Origin of the sequence: Kaistella gelatinilytica, from assembly GCF_015679325.1 — a bacterium.
GTDB lineage: Bacteria > Bacteroidota > Bacteroidia > Flavobacteriales > Weeksellaceae > Kaistella > Kaistella gelatinilytica.
This window is the reverse complement of sequence record NZ_JADPVI010000001.1, coordinates 897033-919617: the sequence shown is the minus strand read 5'-3', so window position 1 is coordinate 919617 and position 22585 is coordinate 897033. Positions and strand designations below refer to the sequence as shown.

Sequence of the window (22585 nt, the reverse complement as noted above, 5' to 3'; positions counted from 1 at the left end):
AATTTGTTTTCGGGATTTATAATTAAATAATTTATTAAGAATTATAAAATGAGATTCAGGAAATTAAATAAAGATAAATATCTTTATTGTGTGGTTTTGAAAATCAAACAAAAACCAGCACATTTTGTACTGGGTTTTGTTTTAGATATATTTTAGAAAAAAGGATTTAAATCTTACTAATTTTCTCTTCCCCACTTTGAGCATGAAGAACAGCGAGAATAATTATTTTATAGTCTTCAACAATGTAATAAATATGATAAGCAAATTGCCTTAACAAGATTGTTCTAACATTAAGATATTGTATTTGAAAACCTTTCGGAGTATTTTCTATTTTAATTTTTGCTTCCTCGATTCTGTCTAGAAAATCTTCTGCTAGCTTTGGATTAATTGAAAAGAAATAATCTACAGCTTCTAAAATATCATCATAAACTCTCGGTCTATTTTCAATCACATAATTCACAAGTTATATTTTTCTCTGATATCTTTCAGTAACTCATCAAAATTTAAATTGGTATGCGGGTTTTTCCGGTAATCTTCTAATCTTTCGGCTACAATTGCTTTATGCGCTTCAGGAATTTGAATTCCCTGATTATTAACAAATTCTTCACTTTCAGCAATTTTAAATTTTAATTTCAAAGCTTTACCAAAAGCAATTAATGCATCAGTTTCTTCAGAAGAATTAGGTTCAAAAATGATAATATCTTGTGTTGCCATTTTACTAAAATTATAAAACAAATGTACAAATTAATTTTCCAGAGGAAATTTCGTTTTGGGAAAGTTTGCGGATTTAAGTTTAAAAACAAAATCCCGAAACTTTGAAAGTCTCGGGATCTTTTTATTCTGTTTCGCTGTTGTAATTGATTGTATCATACAAATCTTTCCGCCTGTCACTCATCGTCCTAACCGCGCCATAATGATGCAATTCTTTCAACAAATTCAAATCAACATCTACAATCAAAGTTGTTTCTGTATTTGGCGTTGCTTCACCTTTAATCGCATTAGAAGGAAAAGCAAAATCAGACGGTGTGAAAACCGCCGCTTGTCCATATTGAATATCCATATTATTGACACCAGGTAAATTTCCGACACAACCTGCAATAGCAACATAACATTCGTTTTCAATTGCTCTTGCTGCGGCGCAATGACGAACTCTCATGTAAGCATTTTGCGTATCAGTTAAATAAGGAACAAATAAAATCTTCATTCCTTGATCTGCTAAAATTCTTGGTAATTCCGGGAATTCAACATCATAACAAATCACCAATCCAACTTTACCACAATCGGTGTCGATGACCTTGATTTCGTTTCCACCTTTCATTCCGTAGAATTTCTTTTCGTTTGGTGTGATGTGAATTTTACGGTGTTCGTCAATTTTTCCGTCTCTGTGAAGCAAATAACTGATATTATACAAGTCATCATTTTCGATAAAAGGCATACTTCCACCGATAATATTAATGTTGTAACCGATCGCTAACTGGGATAATCTGTTTTTAATTTCCTCCGTCATTTCCGCCAGTTTGAACATACTTTCTCTTTCACTTAAATGGTTGAAAGGAGCGAGCAGAGGCGTATTGAAGAATTCGGGGAACATAATGAAATCAGATTTATAATCTGCCATCACATTAATGAAAAACTCTACCTGCTCGAAGAAAGCATCAATATCTTTGAAATGTCGCATTTGCCATTGAACCAAACCTAAACGGATGACAGAATCCTGCATCGTATTGGGTTTTTTGCTGTAGTAAATATTATTCCACTGCAATAAAACGGCGTTTTCTTCTGAATGTAAATCTTCAGGTAAATAATTTTGTAAAACCCGAACCGGCAGGAAATTATTCGCTAACTGAAAACTCAAAACCGGATCATAAACTTCTTTTTTTCGAACCTGTTGAATATACTGACGCGGTGTAAGTTCATGACTGTGTAAATGATAATTAGGAATTCTGCCACCGACAATAATCGATTTTAAATTGAGTTTTTCACACAATTCTTTTCGCGCATCATATAATCTTCTTGCCAAACGCAACTCCCGAAATTCTGGATCCACGAAAATTTCAATTCCGTACAAAACATTTCCCGTGTCAGAATGCGTGTTGAATGTATAATTTCCTGTAATTTCTTTGTAAGTATGATCATCACCATATAATTCATATTGAACGATGAGCGCCAAACAAACCGCCGCAATTTTGTCATCAACGGTGATACAGATTTGTCCTTCCGGAAAAATTTTGATCAGTTTCTGAATGCTTTTCTTGGACCAGATACTTTCCGACATTGTGGGATATGCTTTCTGCATTGTATCTCTTAGTTCATCGTAATCATCAAGAGTGAGTTTTCTAATATCTATTTGCATAAATTTATTTTTAAAGTTAAAGGAAGTTTAAATCAAAAGTCCGGAGCAGTGATCTGCCGAACTTCCGGTCGCAGAGCACAATATATTAATTTCATTATTCATACGCAAAACTCCCATGAATGCGAAGATCAAAGCTTCTTTGAAATCGATCAGTTCTTTTTCCGGAATAATGATTTCTGCTGAAGTTTTATTTTTGATGCGTTCAATTAAATAGGAATTATACGTTCCACCACCTGTAAATAAAACTTTTTGAATTTCATATTGATTTAAGATTTCAGCAAGTTGAAAAGCAGCGTGTTCCGTAAAAGTTGCCAACACATTTTCGGCAGTTTCTCCTTCTAATAAAGGTAAAATAGTTGAATTGATCCATTCAATTCCTAAAGATTTTGGTGCCGAAGATTCATAAAAAGGCAGAGAATTTAATAAAGATAAAATCTCAAAATTAACGGTTCCGCTTCGAGCAAAATCTCCGTTTTCATCAAAATCTTTTCCTAAATTTTTAGCAAACTGGTTCATAATAATATTGACCGGACAAATATCAAAAGCGATTCGTTTTCCCTCTTTTTTAAAGGAGATATTAGAAAATCCACCGATGTTCAAACACGCATCAAATTCAGAAAAAAGAAGTTCATCACCGATCGGAACAAGTGGAGCACCGTTTCCACCCATCAAAACATCCTGACTTCGAAAGTCGTAAATGACCGGAATTTGATTTAAAATTTTAACGGCTCTTCCGTCGCCGATCTGTAAGGTAAATTTATTTTTCGGCTGATGAAAAACCGTGTGACCGTGAGAAGCGATTAAATCTACATTATTTAACCAAAATTGTCCAATAAATTCCTGAACTCTTTTTCCCAGGTAAAAACCATATTCCGAATGTAAAGCGAAAAGTTCTTCAGAATTTAGATTGATAGAATTTCGCAATTTTCCATCCCAGTGTTGAGAATAAGAGATGGTTTCTGCTTTTAGGATTTCGTATTTCCAGGTATTATTTTCCTTTTGAAATTTGGCGTAACAAATGTCAAGTCCATCCAGACTGCTTCCCGACATTAAACCGATTGCATGAAACTCCATAAAGAAAAATTTTTCACGAATTTACGAAAAATCACCTTCCTTTTTCAGGGATTTTTTTAGCGTTGATATCGCCTGAATTATTAAAGAAAGTATATTCAGAGAAATCATCTTTGGCCTTCATTCCGTTCGCACCAACAAGCGTTGAGCCGTCTTTATCGGTTACGTAAACCGTATCTGAAGTATAAATTAATCTTTTATTTTGATCCCAATAAACCGATTGCATTGCAAACATTTGATTTTCATTGGTGATGATTTTCACATTTCCTTTGGCCTCGTAAAATTTCTTTTTCTCATTAAACTTGGCATATTTCGCAGTGATCTTCCCTGGAACATTCGGTTTCTTTTTATCGTAAAAAAGAATATTAATTCCTTTTCTCGCAACGATGTAAGGAGAATCGATATACTCGTATTTTTCAATAAGGGCCGCTTTTGCACGCAGTTTTATCATTCCAGAATCGCGCTGTACGATATTGGCATTATTGATAATTTGCGAAGGAAAATTGACGTTTTTATTTTTACTGATTTTGGTAAGATCTTCATCACAGGAAATTAAAACAAAAAATATAGCACACCCTAAAAAGGCGGCTATATTTTTATAGAATATTTTTCTGGAAAGACTCATTTCTTAATCATAAAGACGTTTGTTAAACCATTTATCAGCAAAATTAAGTCCGATTCTTAGGTTTACAAAATTCTGTCTGATCATATTATTATCAAGTGTTCCTCTTTGTCCTAGTTCAATTCCCACATCGATACCGCTCATTCTGCTTGCGCTTTTATTTTCAAAAGGAAGTGTTAATCCGCCTGTAAGTGCAAATTTATTAACATTGGTTCCCATATATGACAAATTACCTTTTTCAAAATAAGCACCATATCGGTAAGTTACTCGCGAGAAATAATTTCTAAAATTGTTATAATTCGGCAAGTACCAACCTCCAGCAGAGATCTTATAAGAAGCCTGATTGGCAAAAGGATCTGTTATAAAATCGATCTGTGATTTGTTGTAATCAACCTGAGTTCCCATAAACCATTTCGCATCTCTACCATAACCTGCTCCTAAAGAGAAACCTAATGGAATGAGATCTTTATTTTTACTGAATTTCGAATCGATAATGCTTACATTATTTTTAGTTTGACCCGGCGTGTAAAAATAAGTACTGTTGGTATACTGAGTTTCTAAATTGCCTGTATTTCCGAAGGTTAAAGTACCTCCTAAAGTAAGTTTTCTATCTGCTGCCAGTTTTTTCTGATAAGCAGTTCCGACTGTGAAATTAAAAGATTTTGTCTTATTTTTCGTTTCGTATCCGTTGATTAATTCTGCGGTAGAATACGTAAGTTCATTGATGTCATAAACATTACCAAAATAGAAATTGGTTCTTAAACCAACTCCAAACTCTGGAGAAATTTGATATGAAACTGCCGCCTGAACGGTGCTTATCATTCCTTCACCACTAAAAAGATTCGCTTTAGTCGAACCGTCGGTAAGGGTTTCTCTGGTAAGGATGGAATATTTTTTTGAACTGTAAGGTTGATAACCTAATCCAAATTTGACCTTTGGCGATAATGGAAATGCAATTGAAATATTCGATAAATAAGAAGAGTGTTTGGTAACACTCATATTATCGTAATTCGATTTAAAAAAATTGTTTTCGTTGGTTCCTTCCACTTTTAGGGTGGTTAGTTCTAAATTTTTATTAGCAGCAGGATTGCTGAAGTTAAAATTATTATTGAAGTCCCAAATATATGCTGTAGAAATACCGCCCATCGCATTCACATCAGTTGTATTGTCATACTTAATATCCCCAATTCCGAAGGCAGCATAGGGAGAATTACCAATCGATTGCGCGTTATAAAATAATCCGGCAGCAAGCAACGGTAATACAAAAATTCTTTTCATTCTCTATTTTTAAAAATAATGCGCAAATATCTTAAATATTACTGAATTGAGGAAATTTACTTTGGTTAAAGTTTGTTAAGGGGATTACTTTGTTTACGATGGTCTTTCCCATTTTTAAATTAAAAAAAAACAAAAAATGCAGTTATGTAATTAATTGTTATTAAATTTCTAATTCGAGGCGATCTGGAAACAAATAGAGGTTCAAACCTCATTTTAGTCATGGAAAAATAGTTTGAATTTTTTATCTTTGAAAAATGAACTGGGAACAAATTGTAGGTCAGGAAAAATTAAAAAACCTTCTTAGAGAAAGTATTTCTGATAATAGAGTAAGTCACGCTCAACTTTTCATCGGTGCAGAAGGATACGGAACTTTACCTCTCGCAATGGCATTTGCTAAAGAAGTTTTCAGAAAAGAAAACGAGCATTCATCCTCGAAAGTTGAACATTTAAATCACTTGGATCTGCATTTCAGTTTTCCTGTTTTTAAAGAGAAAAAAGGAGGGTTTTCTGATAATTTTCTGGAAGATTTTAGAACAATGATTCTAGAAAATCCCTATTCGAACAGCGAAGACTGGAATAAAGTTTTGAATTCTGATAACAAGCAACTCACCATCTACGCTGATGAAATTGATGAACTGAATAAAAAGTTTTCCTTAAAAAGTTTTGAAGGTGGCAGTAAAGTTCTCATCGTTTGGCAAGTGGACAAAATGAACATCTCGGCTTCTAATAAATTTCTTAAATTTCTGGAGGAACCACCAAAAGATACTTTAATTATTCTGACTGCCGAAAATGCCGACTTCATTTTACCCACCATTCTATCCCGCACGCAACTTGTAGAAATCCCAAGAATTCATGATGAAGAGATTGAAATTTCGCTTCGAAACAATTATAAAATTAGCGAAGAGAAAATAAAAGAAATCGTTTTTCAGGCTCAAGGAAACTGGAACAGTGCGCAGAAACTTTTGCTTTCCGAAAATTCTGATTCTGAATTTGAAGATCTTTTTGTAACATGGGTTCGGGAAGCTTTTCAGGTCAAAAAGAAACCGGAGTTTTTAAAAAATATCGTTTTTTGGGGCAGAAATGTTGCAACCTGGAATCGGGAAAAACAAAAAAGCTTTCTGGATTATTGTGCAGAAATGTTCCGTTTGGCTTTACTACAAAATTATGGCAACGAAAAATTAGTTTATAAAAAAATAGATTCGGGAGGTTTTAAATGGGATCGTTTTTCCAATTTTATTCACGGCGCAAACATAGAAGCGATTTTAACAGAAATTTCTGAAGCTGATTATCATCTGGAAAGAAATGCAAACGCTAAAATTGTCTGGACAGATCTTGGAATTAAACTGTCGCGGTATATCCATAAATCACCTTCCAATTAAAATATGCAGAAGCAAGTCATTTGATTTGCTTCTTTTCTTTTGCAATTGAATTCCAAAATCAATTTTTTCTTAGAAGTTATTTAGCACATCTATTAGAATTATTTCACCTGAAAAAACTAGGAAACTTTTTTTGTTTATAAGTTTTCATTATTTACCTTTGCATTTATTATGAGTGCAGATAAAGAATTTTTATTGAAAGTTGCAGAGCTGTTCGCCGAGAATGGTGCTAAAACTTTGACAATGGATGACATCGCGAAAGAGTTTGCAATGTCAAAAAAAACATTGTATCAACACTATAAAAATAAAGAAGATCTATTGACCGAAGTTCTGGATTACAAGCTGGATCTTGTTGTAGAAACACTTCTTTTAAATGATTCGAAGAGTGAGAACGCCATAGAAAGAATGTTTCTTCGCGAGAAAGATTTCGAGAGCTTTTCCCGAACGAACAAGACGACATTTATTCGACAACTGATCAAATATTATCCTTCGATCTACAATCAGCATATCTTGAGCATCGATGAAAAGATCTCAAAAATTGTTACGCACAACATTAAACTTGGAAGAGATCAAGGATATTACCGTACTGATTTTGATGAAAGACTCTACATTAAATTTCTTCTTCAGCTCATGTTTTCGTACGAGGATTCACCTTTGTTTGAAAACGAAGTGAACGACAGACAATGTTTCTGTTTAGAAGTCATGGTTTTCTACATGCATTCGATCGCGACGAAAAAAGGAAAGGATTTCCTGAAAGATTTCGATTTTAAAAAGGAAGAATAAAAATTTATAAAAAACTTTCTCAAAAAAAAGTAAAACCCACTGTTAAACGTCTCTAATAAATAACAACTCAATATATAATGACCAATTTTAGAAAAATGGCTCTCGTCGCAATCTTAGCAATTTCATTTTCCGGAATGAAGGCGCAGGAAACTGTTACGCTAAAACAAGCCATAGATTACGCGCTTCAAAATAAAGCGGATGCGTTGAAAGCACAACTTGATGTAAAAAATGCCGATTACCAGATCATGGAAGCAAAATCAAATGCTTTACCACAAATTTCGGGCGTTGCAAATCTTACGTATAATCCTTTATTGCAAAAATCTGCACTAGATGTTGGTGCATTTAGTGGCGGTCCAAGTAACATACAGTTGATCTCATTTGGACAAAAATGGAACGCCGGAGCAGGTTTACAGTTGTCGCAGGCAATTTTTAATCAGAAAGTATTTATTGGATTAAAAGCCGCGAAATCAACCAAAGAATTTTATCAGCTTAACGAGCAATTGACAGAAGAGCAAATTATCGAACGCGTTTCAAATGCTTATTTCCAGGTTTTTACCATTCAGCAGAAGAAAGAAACTTTAGAAAGCAGTTTTACAAGTACAGAAAAAGCACGAAATATTATCAAAAGTTTGTTTGATAATGGATTGGCTAAAAAAATAGATCTGGACCGAACCAATGTAAATCTTACGAACATCTCAACGGTTTTAAAACAACAGCAAAACGGAATTAATCAGGCAGAAAATGCGCTGAAATTCTATATGGGAATGCCGATCGAGACTAAGATTCAGCTTGTAAAATCTGACATGGAAGTTACGCCGCATTTATTAGAAGACACGGTTAAAACAGATGACCGCTCAGAAGTTAAATTACTTTCTAAGCAAAAAGAATTGTTACAATATAACAAACAGGCGGTTGAAGCGGCTTATTATCCAACAGTTAATTTGAATGCAAATTACAGCTATCAAGGATTGGGGAACAAATTTCCTTTAACTAATGGCGAAAAGAACGGCGTTTACTGGTCCGGTTATTCGGCGATAACTTTGGGCGTGAACATTCCTATTTTTAATGGTTTTGCGACGAAAGCCCGCGTTGCAATGGCTCAGATCGAACTTGATAAATTGGATGTTGATTTGAAGGATACAAAACTAGGTTTAGACTTATCCTATCAAAATGCAAAATCACAAATTGAAAATAGTTTGTCCGCGTTGGAAAGTCAGAAAGCAAACGTAAGTCTTGCAGAAACTGTGTTATCGAATACCAAAAGCAATTACCAGTACGGTTTGGCAACTTTAACCGAATTGTTAGAGGCTGAAAATGCTTTGGTTGAAGCCAAAAATAATTACACCAACGCCATTTTGGATTATAAAATTGCAGAAATACAATATTACAAGTCCAAAGGAGAACTCAGAAATTACATTAAATAATAAGCAGAAATACTATTCAGATGAAAGCAAGACCAATAATTTACAGTGTATTAGCAGTTATACTTATAGCAGCCGGAATATATACCATCAGTAATAACAAAAAGAAAAATCAAGCAGAAACAGCCATTGTTTCTCAAAAAAATGAATTTATTTCTGTTAATGTAACGCAGGCAAAATACGAACATATCACAAACGATTATTCTTCAAACGGAACTTTTGCACCATACCAGGAATTATCTTTTCCTTCAGAGATCAGTGGAAGAATTGTTAGAGTTTTGGTAGATGAAGGAAGCTACGTGAGAGTAGGACAAACCGTCGCCACCATTAAAAAAGATCAGTTAGAAGTTGATAATTCAAACGCAAATGCAACCTACCAAAATGCCGTAGTTGATAATCAACGCTACGAAAATGCCTTCAAAACGGGCGGAGTTACGAAACAACAGGTTGACAATTCAAGACTTCAGGTAAAAAATGCAAGAGCACAATTGCAACAGGCTAATTTGAGAATTGGAGACACTAATGTTCGAGCGAGCATCAATGGAATCATTAATAAAAGATTAATCGAACCCGGATCTGTAGTTTCACCTGGAACAGTAATGTTTGAGATCGTAAATGTTTCCAGATTAAAATTAAAAGTGAACGTGAATGAATCCCAGGTTGCAAGCATGAAAGTTGGCGACGAGATCGATGTTAAAGCGAGTGTTTATCCGGATGCAGCGTTTAAAGGAAGAATTAGTTTTATCGCTCCGTTAGCAGATGCATCACTTAATTTCCCGGTTGAAATTGAAATAAACAACAGCAACGAAAATAAATTAAGAGCAGGAATGTACGGAACAGCTGTCTTTAATTCTAAAGACTCCGGAACTGCTCATGCAATGTTGGTTTTACCAAAAGATGCTTTTGTAGGCGGAGTAAGCAGCAATGAAGTTTTCGTTGTTAATAAAGACAATATTGTTAAGTTAACCAAAGTAGTTGTGGGCAGGATTTTCGGTGATCAAATCGAAATTCTAGGCGGAATTAAAGAAGGACAAACCGTTGTTACAACAGGACAGATCAATCTGATCGACGGTGCCAAAATTAAAATTGTAAAATAGAAAAGATGCAAGGTATTTGAGGAAAAGCGTGGAAATCTTTAAATCAAATATGCAATCTAAAATCTAAATAATTATATGAAATTAGCAGAAATATCCATAAAACGTCCTACGTTGATCATCGTATTATTTACGATTCTCACCTTGGGCGGTCTTTTCAGTTATAGTCAAATGGGCTATGAACTGATCCCGAAATTTGAGATCAATGTCGTTACGATTTCCACGGTTTATCCGGGTGCATCGCCTAGTGAAGTGGAAAGTTCGGTGACCAAAAAAATTGAAGATGCGATTTCTTCTTTAGAAAACGTAAAAAAAGTAGAATCGAAATCTTACGAAGGCCTTTCTCTGGTAATGGTAACCCTGAATTCAGGAACCGATACCAATTACGCTTTGAATGATGCGCAGAGAAAAATTAATGCGATCGTATCCACCTTACCAGAGGATGCAAAACCGCCTTCTTTATTAAAGTTCTCCTTGAGTGATTTGCCAATTATCACGGCAGGAGCAACTTCATCGCTTCCTCAAAAAGAATTTTATGACCTTTTAGATAAAAAAATTGAGCCCGTTTTATCTCGTGTAAAAGGAGTGGCGCAAGTTAATCTGATCGGTGGTGAAGAAAGAGAGATCCGTGTAAATATGGATCAAGCCAAGATTGAAGGGTACGGTTTATCTGTTCCGGAAATTCAGCAGGCGATCTTAAGTTCTAACTTGGATTTCCCGACAGGAAACATTAAAACCAGAAATAATACGACGATCATTCGTCTTTCCGGAAAATACAAAGATACGGGCGAATTAAATAATTTGGTCATCAAAACTAAAAGCGGCTCTCAAATTAGATTAAGTGACGTTGCTTTTGTAGAAGATTCCCAAAAAGACGTTCAGAAAATTGCAAGAGTTAATCAAAGACCTGCAGTAATTATACAGATCGTAAAACAATCTGATGCGAATGCGGTAGAAGTGAGCGAGCTCAGTAGAGTTGCGATTGCAAAAATTCAGGAGGATTACAAACTTCAAAATGTAAAAATTGATATCGTTAATGATTCGACCAATTTTACATTAAATGCAGCCAATAATGTAACGCATGATCTGTTGATCGCGGTTAGTTTGGTAGCAATTGTAATGTTGCTTTTCCTTCACAGTATCAGAAATGCATTTATCGTAATGGTTTCAATTCCGGCGTCGTTAATTGCAACTTTTATCGGAATGTATCTTTTAGGATATACTTTGAATTTAATGAGTTTACTTGGACTGTCGCTCGTTGTTGGTATTTTGGTCGATGATGCCATTGTGGTACTCGAAAATATTTACCGCCACATGGAGATGGGTAAAAGTAAGGTTAGAGCCGCTTATGACGGTACAGCAGAAATCGGATTTACAGTAATGGCAATTACTTTAGTGATCGTGGTCGTATTTTTACCAATTGCTTTAAGTACGGGATTAGTTTCAAATATTATTTCACAATTCTGTGTTACAGTAGTTATTGCGACATTATTGTCTTTACTTTCATCGTTTACGATCGTTCCCTGGTTATCGTCAAGATTTGGAAAACTGGAACATTTAACCGGTAAAAACTGGTTTGAGAAATTCATTTTAGCTTTTGAAAAACGTTTAGATGCTTTCACACACTGGATTTCCGGATTACTGGAATGGTGTTTAAGAAGCTGGAAAACGAAATTAATGACTTTAGGATTAGTCGTTGTTTTGTTCTTTAGTTCGTTTGTTCTGGTTGGAATGGGCTTTATTGGTGGTGAATTTTTTGCTAAAATTGATAAAGGAGAATTTTTAGTACAGATCGAACTGCCAAAAGATGCTTCCATCGAGCAGTCGAATTTCATGACGCAGAAAGCGGAGAAATATTTAGCGGGTAAAAAAGAAGTTGAAAAAATAATTACAACCGTTGGTCAAACCAGTGATGGTCAAGGTGGCGCACAGGCTACAGCTTACAAATCTGAGATCGATGTTATTCTAGTAGGAAAAGATAAAAGAGCAGATAACTCTTTTGTTTATGCTGCTAAATTGAAGAAAGAACTAGAAAATGTTTTGGTTGGTACAAAAGTAAAAACCGTACCAGTTGGTTTATTAGGTGCAGAACAGGCACCATTAGCTTTGGTAATTACAGGACCGGATCTAAAAAGCGCAATGACTTTTGCGAAACAGGCTGAAGCTCAGTTGAGATCGATCGATGGTGCTTCGGAAGTTAAATTAACAACTGAAGGCGGAAATCCCGAGATCAATGTTCAGGTTGACCGTGATAAAATGTCTGCTTTAGGATTGAACTTACAAACAGTTGGACTTACCATGCAAACGGCTTTTAGTGGAAATACGGATGGTAAATTCCGTGCTGGAGATTATGAGTACGATATTAATATTCAATACAATCAAAAAGGCCGTTCTACCATTAATGATGTTAATAATTTGATTTTCGTTAATGATCAGGGTCAACAAATTAAATTAAGTCAGTTCGCAACCGTGACCGAAAGTTCTGGACCGAGTTTCTTAGAAAGACGTGATAAATCTCCTTCGGTTACCATTCAGGCGCAAACTATTGGTAAAACAACCGGAACCGTAGCGAAAGAATGGGAAGATAAATTTAAAACTCTGAAAAAACCTACTGGAGTCAATTATCTTTGGAGTGGTGATCAGGAAAATCAAACAGAAGGTTTCGGAACTTTGGGAGTCGCTTTATTAGCCGCTATTATTTTAGTTTACTTAGTGATGGTCGCACTTTACAACAGTTTCATTTATCCGTTTGTGGTATTGTTTTCTATTCCATTGGCATTGATCGGAGTTTTAGTTGCATTGGCTTTAACGAATAACTCATTAAACATCTTTACCATTTTGGGAATGATCATGTTGATTGGTTTGGTTGCGAAAAATGCGATCATGATTGTCGATTTCACCAACATGCGAAAAGCAGCAGGTGAAAGTACGTACAAAGCTTTGTTGCAGGCAAATCACGCGAGGTTAAGACCAATTTTGATGACGACGATTGCCATGGTGATCGGGATGCTTCCAATTGCTTTGGCAGGTGGAGCTGCAGCAGAAATGAACAACGGTTTAGCTTGGGTAATTATTGGAGGGTTAATCTCTTCTTTATTCCTGACATTGGTTATCGTTCCTGTTGTTTATTCAATTTTTGATGGCTTAATTTATAGATTCTCTAAAGGTGAAAAAGTAGATTATGAAGCAGAAATAAAAGCAGATTACAACCACGTGGAATTAAGTGACGACGGTTTCACAACGAAACATACGATGTAAAAAACTCAATATAATAAGAGAAGCCGTTTCATTAATTTGAAACGGCTTCTTTAATTTATAATAAAAAGATTAAATTTTAAATCCGTGTCTTTTCAAAAGCATCAATTTTTCTTTGAGATAGTTTTAGGAAACGGAAGACGAGCAGTACTGCTGAAATCGTCAAACCTAAACCAAGTGCGATCCACATTCCGAAAGCGCCCATTTTCATAGGAACACAAAGGAAATATCCCAAAGGAATCGTGATGATCCAGTAGGCAATAAAAGTTATAATAGAAGGAATTTTAACATCCTGAATTCCACGCAAACATCCCAAAGCAACCACTTGCACACCATCCGAAAGTTGGAATAATGCTGCAATGATCATTAGTTGTGCGGCAAGATGAATAACTTCCAGATCTTCTTTCTGTGTAAAAAAGGTGGGCAAAACATGTCTGAAAACAATAAATAAAATTCCGCAAACACCCATAAAGAGAAAGACGATCTTCATATTATTGATTCCTACTTCTTTTAGTTCGACAAAACTCTGTTCGCCTAATCTTCGGCCGATCATGATGGTAGAAGCCACACTAAAACCGATACAAAGGTTAAAGGTGAAAGACGCCATCGAAAGAGCGATCTGATGTGAGGCGATATCATTCGCAGAAACAAGACCGCAAATAAAGGCAGCCGCCGCAAAAGCAGTAACTTCAAAAAACATTTGCAAAGCAGTTGGAAGTCCTAACCTCACCAATTTTTCGAACATCGTTTTTTGAAAAAGTTTTGCTTTCAAACTGAAATCTGCCATGTATCTTTTAGTCGCAGGATTCTTTTTCATTACAAAAAAGAGAAAGATCACCATGAATACACGCGCAATAAATGACGCATAAGCTGAGCCGTCAACGCCCAGACTTTCCATGAAAATTCCTTTAATAAAAATATAATTCAATACAATGTTGATCACATTCGCGATAATTGTCGCTTTCGTAACGCCAATGGTAAAACTCAATCCTTCAGAAACCTCGCGCATTGTCTGAAACATCATAAATGGAATTATACTGATCACCGTAATTCGAAGATAACTTTCTGTATCAGGAATAATTTTTTCAGGTTGATCGAGATGATAGAGGAGTGGCAAAGCAAAGAGCATGATAATAACCAAAACCAATCCGACGGTCATATTCAAAACAAAACCATGTCGAAAAATACGGTTGATCGCCGTATGATCATTTTTTGATTGAGCCTCAGAAACCAGAGGCGGAATTGCGAGCGAAAAACCCAGAGCCAAAACAAAGATCGAAAAGAAAACTCCGTTCGCAAGCGAGACCGAAGCTAACGCATCGGCGCCCAAAAGTTTTCCCACCATGATATTATCAAAAAGCTGTACAGAAACTTGCCCGACCTGAGTGATCATTACGGGTATTGCAAGTTGAAATAATCTTTTGGTATGTACAGGATTTAAAATTTGCATGGAAATTTTTAAAATAAAATTTGCGGCAAAATTACCGCAAATAAATAGTTATAATGGAAGGAAATTTTATTTTCTTACAAAACTGGCAACATCTTCCGCGGAAACCGGATTAGATCCCAAAATAATTAAGCGTTCAACCACGTTTCTTAACTCCCGAATATTTCCGGTCCATTTGAAATTTTCTAAACTTCTGATCGCTTCTTCATCGAAATCTTTTTGAACTGTTCCGTGTTCTTCTGAAATTATTTTAGAAAAATGCTGTACTAACATTTTAATATCTTCTTTTCTTTCATCCAAAGGTGGAACGTAAATTTCGATAACAGAAAGTCGGTGATATAAATCTTCCCGAAATTTACCGGTCTCAATTTCGTGCTTCATGTTTTTATTCGTCGCGGCCAAAATACGCACATCGACTCTGATCTCTTTATCGCTACCAACCGGTGAAACTTTGCTCTCCTGCAGTGCACGAAGAACTTTAGCCTGTGCAACCAAAGTCATATCACCAATTTCATCTAAGAAAATAGTTCCGTTATTCGCCAATTCGAATTTCCCTTGTTTGTCTTTGATTGCTCCGGTAAAACTTCCTTTTACGTGCCCGAATAATTCAGATTCAATTAATTCTGAAGGTATTGCTGCACAATTTACCTCGATCATCGGTCCTTTGCTGCGATCACTTTGTGCATGAATTGCATGAGCGACTAATTCTTTTCCAGCTCCATTGGGTCCTGTAATTAAAACCCTCGCGTCAGAAGCTGCAACTTTTTCGATCATGTCCTGAATTTTTTTCAAAGCAGGAGATTCACCGATCATCTGATATTTTTTGTTAACTTTTTTCTTTAAAGTCGTGTTTTCTACTTTTAAATTTTGGTTAGATTTCTGTAAAATTCTTTTATCCAATGCATTCTTCACACTCGTAATTAATCTGTTGATATCAATCGGTTTCGAGATAAAATCATATGCACCTACTTTCAGACAATCTACCGCAGTATCGATATCTGCGTGACCTGAAATCATAACAAAAGTGGTATCTGGTTTTAGTTGTAGTGCCTGTTTTAGCAATTCAGTTCCAGAAAGTTTCGGCATTTTAATATCAGAAACCACCAAAGCGAAATCTTCTTTTTCAATTTGTTTTAAACCTTCCAGACCATCTTCGGCAATTACGAATTCATAATTTGGAAGCTCATCATGCAGGATACTTTGCAGTACACCTGAAATGGCTTTTTCATCTTCAACTATTAAGATTTTTTGCATTTATTGAAATTTATTGATTTTGTAAAAATTTAGTTTAAAATTTGTAGATAACGTAGCAATAATCGTACCTTGAAATGCTACAGATTATAGTTACGGTGACCGAAAATGGCCGACCCAACGCGAACAGAATTTGCGCCACATTCGATGGCAACAGGAAAATCGTCGCTCATTCCCATTGATAAAATATCTAATTTTCTTTGAAGCGACAGTTTATCAAAGATCTGCTTTAATAATGTAAATTCTTTCTTCACCTGATTCTTATCTTCCGTTAAGGTTGCCATTCCCATCAAACCTTTGACCTCAATATTTGGAAATTTTCCGTTCAAATACTCCTGAAAGATCTCTTTAGCTTCGTGAATTTCAAGACCGAATTTCGTTTCTTCTTCTGCAATTTTTACCTGAAGAAGCACTTTAATTTTTCGGTTATTTTTTTCAGCCTGTTTATCAATTTCCTCTAATAATTTCTCGGAATCTACGCTCTGAATGGTGTCGATAAAAGACGCGATATATTTTACCTTATTGGTTTGCAAATGACCGATCAAATGCCACCGAATGTCTTTTGGTAGAAGCAACTGTTTTTCTACGAGTTCCTGCACTTTATTTTCGCCAAAGACTCTTTGACCTTGATCATAGATGTGCTGGATCATTTCAACAGGATGTGTTTTTGAAACAGCAACAAGCTCAACATCTGCCTGAATTTTTGATGATATTTTTTTGTAATTATCTGTTATTTCTGAAAATTTGTCGAGATCTTCGTTCATAATGTTCTGCCAGAAGCACTTTAGAATATTAATCGTGAAAATTACCGAATTTAATAATGGATTGCAAATTTTTACATAAAAAAGAGAAACGTTTTTCCAACCCTTTCTTTTTGGGTGATTACACGCTATTTTCTGAACCTTATAAATGATACATTTGTTTTTAACAAAATTAAAAAACATGAGCAATTTAGAAAAACATCTTATCAGTGCCCAACAAAGCAGTATTCTGGCAGAAGAATATGCTAAAACAAATTATGTAGAAATCAACAGCAGAAGACCTGCTTCGAAGCCAGATTCAAAAATGTACAGCATTGATTTAGATGTTTTGCAGGAATATTTAAAACTCATTAGTGGAGAAATGGATAAAAGGGGAATTAAAAATAAAGGCGTTCAGGTATGTCTCGGAAAATATCCGGAAGACTTAAAAGACCCTAAGTTAAACCCCGAATATCTTGGATATCAAATGATCTTTTTTTCTCCTACCGATTTGAACCGCGGTCAAAGTGATAACCGCAATGTGATCATAGAAATGGATGCATCCGCAAATCTGGATGACATTCCGGACTTGAATTACATGAATATAACGCCGCCTTACTAAGTTAGCGATGGTTTGGAATAGAGAAATAGCAGGTTCCTTTGTTGCATTCCTAATGTTAATGTGTTTGGTGTTTTTAATAGTGAAGAATAATCAGGTACAGAAAGGCAGTACTTATTTTACCGCCGCAATTGGGATTTTAACATTTATTGAAATTTACTGCATTGCGCAGCGATTTTTAAATATTACCTATAACTCTTCGATCTTATACGTGATCGGAATAAATTTGGTCGTATTTCTGCTGTTTTTTCTTTATTTTCAAAGTATATTGATTTCAAAAAAGTCAAAACGACTCAATTTAATATTGATAGTTTTATTTCTTTTAAATTATGTTGGTTCTGCAATACTGGTAGAAAACTTCTTTACAAGATTTCCCTTTTTCAGCTATTTTGTAGAAGTGGTTTTATTATCAGGAAGCATTTTCCTGGTGATGTCTCAAACTTTTAATTCAGATAAAATTTTGGGATTAGGTCATTATTTTCCGTTCTGGGTTTGCATCAGTCTGCTCGTGACTTATTTAGGGGTTTTACCTTTGCTTGTCATCAGTTACACTGCTACAAATTTGATGAACCTTAATATATTTTTCATATTATTATTCTTAGTAAATGTAGTGGGATATACCATTTTGCTTCTTGGTATTTTGAAGGCGAAAAGAGAGATTTAATTTTTTGGTGATGAAATTTTCTGAAATGGATTTCTTACTTATTCTAACCACTTTCATGATTTTGATAGTGGTTTTGATGATGGTGGCTATCTACAGTGTATTTATTAAAAAAAAATCGCAATTAATTTTAACTCAAAAAATAAAAGAAGCTACCTTTGAACAGGAACTCGCAAATTCACAGGTAGAGATCAAAGAACAGACTTTGAATTATATCGGTCAGGAACTGCACGATGATCTGGGACAGAAACTTTCGGTTGCGAGATTGATGACAAATAAATTATCATTTTCTAATGAGAGCGAAAAAAAAGAAATTGCGAATGAGATCAATCTTCTGATCGGGGAGTGTATTCAGGATATCAGAAATTTATCCAAAGTTTTTATTACGAAACAAGTTGAACATTTTGGATTCGTTGAATCTTTGGAACGGGAAATTTTTAGAATTCAAAGATTACAACTTCTGGAAGTTCATTATGACGTTAATAATCGGGATTTAGAGATCAATTCCAGTCATGCGCTGATCTTGTTCAGAATCATTCAGGAATGCATTAATAATGTCATTAAGCATTCTAAGTCGAAATGTATCGAACTGATTGTGATAGACGCCGAAGATCGTATCTGCATTAAAATTAATGACACAGGAATCGGATTTAACGCCAAAAGAGAGGATAATGGCAGCGGTTTAAAAAATATGATCAGTCGTGCAAAGATCATCAATGCCGAATTTGACATTAACTCTGCGGATAAAAACGGAACGAAAGTTTTGATTACTTATAATAAATAAAAAATCATGGAAAAGATAAAGATTGCGATTGTAGATGATCATAAATTAGTTTCGAAAGCTTTGGAAAATTTAATTTCTTTTAATTCAAATTTTGAAGTAATCATGAATTGTTTCAATGGCCAGGATTTTTTGGATCAGTTGAGGACAAGAAAAGATCATCCGGATGTTGTTTTGATGGATATCAATATGCCCATTAAAAATGGAATTGAAACGACGGAGGAAATTTCGAAGGAATTCCCAAATTTAAAAGTCATTGCTCTTACCATGGAAGATAATGAGGGCACGATCATTAAAATGCTCAAAGCCGGTGCAAAAGGTTATTTACTGAAAGATATGTCGCCCGATATTTTATTTGATGCCATTGATATTGTTCACAAGAAAGGCATTTTTTACACAGATCTTTTAACTCAAAGTTTGCTTAAAATAAAAACAGAGGAAAAACTTTTGAACGAGTTACACGAAACTCTGAAAGGTCGCGAGATCGAGTTTATCAAACTGGCATGCTCCGAACTTACTTATCGAGAAATAGCAGATCAAATGTTCCTTAGTCCCAGAACAATAGATGGGTATCGCGATTCTGTTTTTTTAAAACTGAATATAAAAACCAGAGTAGGGATTGTATTATTTGCGATTAAAAATAATCTTACGTAAAAAAGGGTGTTTTCACGCTTGTTTTACTTTTTTTTAAAATATAGTTTTGCAGGACACAATTCACAAATAATGAAAAGAGAAGGCCGGTTTTTGTAACCGGTTTTTTCGTGTATTAAACTGGCTGTAAATTTTATCTATAAAATTTATGGTGTTTCTCAAAAGCTAAATAATATTGAATCTTACAGGAAACTATTTTCTATTTCAATAATTTGTCTTTTAATTTTCTCATTCCTACTGTGGCAGAAGTTTTAAAAAAATTCTCCGCCTTCACAAACTTATTATGCAGCTGCGGATCGATCACAAATACCTCACAATGATCCGGTATATATTGTATTAAGCCTGCTGCCGGATAAACCTGCATCGATGTCCCGATAACAAGAAAAACATCAGCAGTTTCAGCGATTTTCACGGCTTGATCCATTTCTGGCACCATCTCGCCAAACCATACGATATGTGGACGAAGTTGAACCCCTTCAGAACTGAGGTCGCCCAAATTCAGATCCTTTTCCCAGGGAATTATTTTAGAGTCTGAATTGACAGGACGTGCTTTTTTTAGTTCTCCATGCAAATGAACTATTTTCGAGGAACCGGCTCTTTCATGAAGATCATCTACATTTTGAGTGATAATTTTCACCTCAAAATATTCTTCGAGTTCTGCTAAAATAAGATGTGCCTCATTTGGATCAACTTCATTCAGCTGTTTTCTTCGTGCGTTATAAAAATCCAGAACCATTTCCGGATTACGTTCAAAACCTTCCGGACTTGCAACATCTTCAATCCTGTGGTCTTCCCATAAACCGTTTGAATCTCTAAAAGTTTTAACGCCACTTTCTGCGGAAATCCCTGCTCCAGAAAGTACAACCAGTTTCTTTTTCATCTTATTTTTTTTAAAATTACAAAAATTTTATTTTAATTTTGGATGAATAATTAAACGATAGCAATTAAATCGTAATTGTAAAAAATCCAGAATGAAGGAATCAGAAGAAAATTTTATTTTAAGAAGAGCAGAGATTTCGGATCAGGTAAAAATCTGGGACATTTTACAACAGGCTGTTCAAAGACGCAAAAACGATGGCAGCAATCAGTGGCAAGATGGATATCCAAATTCTGAAACTGCCATCATTGACATTCAGAATAAAGTTGGATTTGTATTTGAAAAGGATAATGAAATTGCCGGTTATGCCGCAATTATTTTTGATGTTGAGCCGGCCTATGAAAATATTGAAGGAAAATGGTTGAGTGAAGGAGAATATGCGGTGATCCATCGTGTCGCCGTTTCCGAGAGGTTTTTAGGTCAGGGAATCGCAACAGAATTATTTTTGAAAATTGAAGATTTTGTGAAATCTAAGCAAGTCGTGAGTATTAAAGTAGATACAAATTTCGATAATGTACAAATGCTAAAAATTCTTGATAGATTAAAATATTCCTACTGTGGCGAAGTGCATTTCCGCGGAAGCCCAAGAAAAGCTTTCGAGAAGATTTTATCTTAAATAGAGTTATAGCTTTTGAAATTCAAGCCCCAAAATCTGGTAAAATCGGGCGTAATTCATTAAATTTGTAGTATAAAATTTAAAAAAATGTCAAAAAAAGCGATCTTAGCTATTCTCGACGGATGGGGAATCGGTACCGATTCTAAAGTCTCTGCAATTGATCAGGCAAATACTCCTTTCATAGATTCATGTTATAAGAATTTTCCACATACAACTCTTGAAGCGAGTGGTATCGCCGTAGGTTTACCATTTGGTCAGATGGGGAATTCGGAAGTTGGACATATGAATCTCGGCGCTGGTCGCGTTGTTTACCAAAATTTAGTAAAACTTAATATTGCTGTAGAAAATGCGACTTTAGGAAAAGAAAATGTAATTACTGCAGCCTTCGATTACGCCGTACAAAATAAAAAAAATGTCCATTTTATTGGATTAGTTTCCGATGGAGGAGTACATTCCCACATTAATCATTTGAAAGGACTTTTGAGCGCTGCTCACGAAAATGGTTTGCAAGATAATGTTTATGTTCACGCTTTTACAGATGGACGCGACTGCGATCCACATTCTGGTAAAGGATTTATAAAAGAACTTCTCGATCATATGGCTGTAACGACTGGAAAACTGGCAACAGTCGTTGGAAGATATTATGCGATGGATCGGGATAGAAGATGGGAACGCGTGAAATTAGCATACGACGCAATGGTAAATGGGGTAGGTGAACAAACGCACGATGTTTTAACATCTATTCAAAAATCTTATGAAAATGGAATTACCGATGAATTTCTAAAACCCATGATCTGCTTGAAAGAAAGCAATGTGCCGGTGATCAAAATCGAAAATGATGACGTCGTTTTCTGCTTTAATTTCAGAACCGATCGGGGACGGGAAATTACAGAAGTACTTTCACAGCACGATTTACCGGATTTCGGGATGCACCATCTCAATCTGTATTATGTCACCATGACTAATTATGATAAAAATTTCAACAATGTAAAAGTCGTTTTTGATGAGGAGGTTTTGCACCAAACATTGGGTGAAATTCTGGAAAAAAATGGAAAAACGCAGATCAGAGTTGCTGAAACGGAAAAATATCCACACGTAACATTTTTCTTTTCTGGTGGCCAGGAAGCGGAATTTGTGGGAGAGCGCAGACTGCTTTGTCCGAGTCCTAAAGATGTACCGACTTACGATTTCAAACCAGAAATGTCGGCTTATGATATTACAGGAAAAATTCTTCCCGAAATTGAAAGCGAAAGCGCAGATTTTATCTGTCTCAATTTTGCAAACACTGATATGGTCGGACATACCGGCGTTTTTTCAGCCGCAGTAAAAGCCGCAGAAGTTGTAGATGAGTGTATTCAAAAGGTAGCAACTGCTGCATACGAACATGGTTATGTCGTATTTATTTTGGCAGACCACGGAAACTCAGATGTAATGATCAATCCCGATGGAACACCAAATACACAGCATTCCACCAATCTTGTTCCTTTGATCGTAATGGACAAAGATCACACCTGGAATCTCAAACCCGGAAAGTTAGGTGATGTTGCTCCGTCAATTTTGAAAGTAATGGGAATCGAAATTCCCGCTATAATGACCGGTGAAGTTCTGGTGAGTTAAACAAGCAAACTTCTGCAAGAATATAAAAAAAAAATTACAGGAAAAACGGCGTTTAAAACAGCCGTTTTTTTT

The 22585-nt window shown here is 35.3% G+C and carries 21 protein-coding genes; 11 read left to right on the top strand and 10 right to left on the bottom strand.

Features of this window, described 5'->3' with window-relative positions:
* Nucleotides 1-166: 166 nt before the first annotated feature.
* The 6 genes from IV494_RS04000 to IV494_RS03975 form a co-directional block, all read right to left on the bottom strand.
* A complete protein-coding gene (locus tag IV494_RS04000) occupies nucleotides 167-460 on the bottom strand; it encodes a type II toxin-antitoxin system RelE/ParE family toxin (RefSeq protein ID WP_196078867.1) in 294 nt (97 codons plus the stop codon).
* On the bottom strand, nucleotides 457-714 hold the full coding sequence (locus tag IV494_RS03995; protein ID WP_196078866.1) for a hypothetical protein: 258 nt from the start codon (nucleotides 712-714) through the stop codon (nucleotides 457-459). The genes IV494_RS04000 and IV494_RS03995 overlap by 4 nt, the downstream gene beginning before the upstream one ends.
* A gap of 121 nt (nucleotides 715-835) precedes the next feature.
* Nucleotides 836-2353, bottom strand: a complete 1518-nt coding sequence (locus tag IV494_RS03990; RefSeq protein WP_196078865.1) for a carbon-nitrogen hydrolase family protein — start codon at nucleotides 2351-2353, stop codon at nucleotides 836-838.
* A gap of 27 nt (nucleotides 2354-2380) precedes the next feature.
* Nucleotides 2381-3427: an anhydro-N-acetylmuramic acid kinase gene (locus IV494_RS03985; protein WP_196078864.1), complete on the bottom strand. Its 1047-nt coding sequence runs from the start codon at nucleotides 3425-3427 to the stop codon at nucleotides 2381-2383.
* A gap of 31 nt (nucleotides 3428-3458) precedes the next feature.
* Nucleotides 3459-4049, bottom strand: a complete 591-nt coding sequence (gene lptC / locus IV494_RS03980; RefSeq protein ID WP_196078863.1) for an LPS export ABC transporter periplasmic protein LptC — start codon at nucleotides 4047-4049, stop codon at nucleotides 3459-3461.
* Between the two features lie 3 nt (nucleotides 4050-4052).
* A complete protein-coding gene (locus IV494_RS03975) occupies nucleotides 4053-5324 on the bottom strand; it encodes a hypothetical protein (RefSeq protein ID WP_196078862.1) in 1272 nt (423 codons plus the stop codon).
* 254 nt (nucleotides 5325-5578) lie between these two features.
* On the opposite strand from IV494_RS03975, the gene IV494_RS03970 reads away from it, so the two are divergent.
* The 5 genes from IV494_RS03970 (at nucleotide 5579) to IV494_RS03950 (ending at nucleotide 13256) form a co-directional block, all read left to right on the top strand.
* On the top strand, nucleotides 5579-6703 hold the full coding sequence (locus IV494_RS03970; protein ID WP_196078861.1) for a DNA polymerase III subunit: 1125 nt from the start codon (nucleotides 5579-5581) through the stop codon (nucleotides 6701-6703).
* A gap of 168 nt (nucleotides 6704-6871) precedes the next feature.
* Nucleotides 6872-7483, top strand: a complete 612-nt coding sequence (locus tag IV494_RS03965) for a TetR/AcrR family transcriptional regulator (protein WP_196078860.1) — start codon at nucleotides 6872-6874, stop codon at nucleotides 7481-7483.
* Between the two features lie 77 nt (nucleotides 7484-7560).
* A complete protein-coding gene (locus IV494_RS03960) occupies nucleotides 7561-8907 on the top strand; it encodes a TolC family protein (protein WP_196078859.1) in 1347 nt (448 codons plus the stop codon).
* 20 nt (nucleotides 8908-8927) lie between these two features.
* A complete protein-coding gene (locus IV494_RS03955; protein ID WP_196078858.1) occupies nucleotides 8928-10001 on the top strand; it encodes an efflux RND transporter periplasmic adaptor subunit in 1074 nt (357 codons plus the stop codon).
* Between the two features lie 75 nt (nucleotides 10002-10076).
* Nucleotides 10077-13256 carry an efflux RND transporter permease subunit gene (locus IV494_RS03950; protein WP_196078857.1) on the top strand — a complete coding sequence of 1060 codons (3180 nt, stop codon included), beginning with the start codon at nucleotides 10077-10079 and terminating at the stop codon, nucleotides 13254-13256.
* Nucleotides 13257-13332: 76 nt separating this feature from the next.
* Here the strand turns inward: IV494_RS03950 and IV494_RS03945 are convergent, their stop codons facing one another.
* The 3 genes from IV494_RS03945 to IV494_RS03935 all read right to left on the bottom strand — a co-directional run bounded on the left by IV494_RS03945 (nucleotide 13333) and on the right by IV494_RS03935 (nucleotide 16715).
* Nucleotides 13333-14703, bottom strand: coding sequence for an MATE family efflux transporter (locus IV494_RS03945; RefSeq protein ID WP_196078856.1), 1371 nt, complete (start codon nucleotides 14701-14703; stop codon nucleotides 13333-13335).
* 66 nt (nucleotides 14704-14769) lie between these two features.
* Nucleotides 14770-15954 carry a sigma-54-dependent transcriptional regulator gene (locus tag IV494_RS03940; RefSeq protein WP_196078855.1) on the bottom strand — a complete coding sequence of 395 codons (1185 nt, stop codon included), beginning with the start codon at nucleotides 15952-15954 and terminating at the stop codon, nucleotides 14770-14772.
* A gap of 77 nt (nucleotides 15955-16031) precedes the next feature.
* Nucleotides 16032-16715 carry a YggS family pyridoxal phosphate-dependent enzyme gene (locus tag IV494_RS03935; RefSeq protein WP_196078854.1) on the bottom strand — a complete coding sequence of 228 codons (684 nt, stop codon included), beginning with the start codon at nucleotides 16713-16715 and terminating at the stop codon, nucleotides 16032-16034.
* A gap of 178 nt (nucleotides 16716-16893) precedes the next feature.
* On the opposite strand from IV494_RS03935, the gene IV494_RS03930 reads away from it, so the two are divergent.
* The 4 genes from IV494_RS03930 to IV494_RS03915 all read left to right on the top strand — a co-directional run bounded on the left by IV494_RS03930 (nucleotide 16894) and on the right by IV494_RS03915 (nucleotide 19406).
* Nucleotides 16894-17313, top strand: a complete 420-nt coding sequence (locus tag IV494_RS03930) for a hypothetical protein (protein ID WP_196078853.1) — start codon at nucleotides 16894-16896, stop codon at nucleotides 17311-17313.
* 79 nt (nucleotides 17314-17392) lie between these two features.
* Nucleotides 17393-17974, top strand: a complete 582-nt coding sequence (locus IV494_RS03925) for a hypothetical protein (RefSeq protein WP_196078852.1) — start codon at nucleotides 17393-17395, stop codon at nucleotides 17972-17974.
* A gap of 25 nt (nucleotides 17975-17999) precedes the next feature.
* On the top strand, nucleotides 18000-18755 hold the full coding sequence (locus tag IV494_RS03920; protein ID WP_196078851.1) for a sensor histidine kinase: 756 nt from the start codon (nucleotides 18000-18002) through the stop codon (nucleotides 18753-18755).
* A 6-nt stretch (nucleotides 18756-18761) separates the two neighbouring features.
* Nucleotides 18762-19406 (top strand): response regulator transcription factor, encoded by a 645-nt coding sequence (locus IV494_RS03915; RefSeq protein ID WP_196078850.1) that lies wholly within the window; start codon nucleotides 18762-18764, stop codon nucleotides 19404-19406.
* 196 nt (nucleotides 19407-19602) lie between these two features.
* On the opposite strand, the gene IV494_RS03910 is transcribed toward IV494_RS03915, so the two are convergent.
* Nucleotides 19603-20283: an SIR2 family NAD-dependent protein deacylase gene (locus tag IV494_RS03910; RefSeq protein ID WP_196078849.1), complete on the bottom strand. Its 681-nt coding sequence runs from the start codon at nucleotides 20281-20283 to the stop codon at nucleotides 19603-19605.
* 91 nt (nucleotides 20284-20374) lie between these two features.
* On the opposite strand from IV494_RS03910, the gene IV494_RS03905 reads away from it, so the two are divergent.
* Nucleotides 20375-20896: a GNAT family N-acetyltransferase gene (locus IV494_RS03905; RefSeq protein ID WP_196078848.1), complete on the top strand. Its 522-nt coding sequence runs from the start codon at nucleotides 20375-20377 to the stop codon at nucleotides 20894-20896.
* 87 nt (nucleotides 20897-20983) lie between these two features.
* Entirely contained in the window at nucleotides 20984-22513 is a 1530-nt protein-coding gene (gpmI, locus tag IV494_RS03900) for a 2,3-bisphosphoglycerate-independent phosphoglycerate mutase (RefSeq protein WP_196078847.1), read from the top strand.
* Nucleotides 22514-22585: the final 72 nt, after the last annotated feature.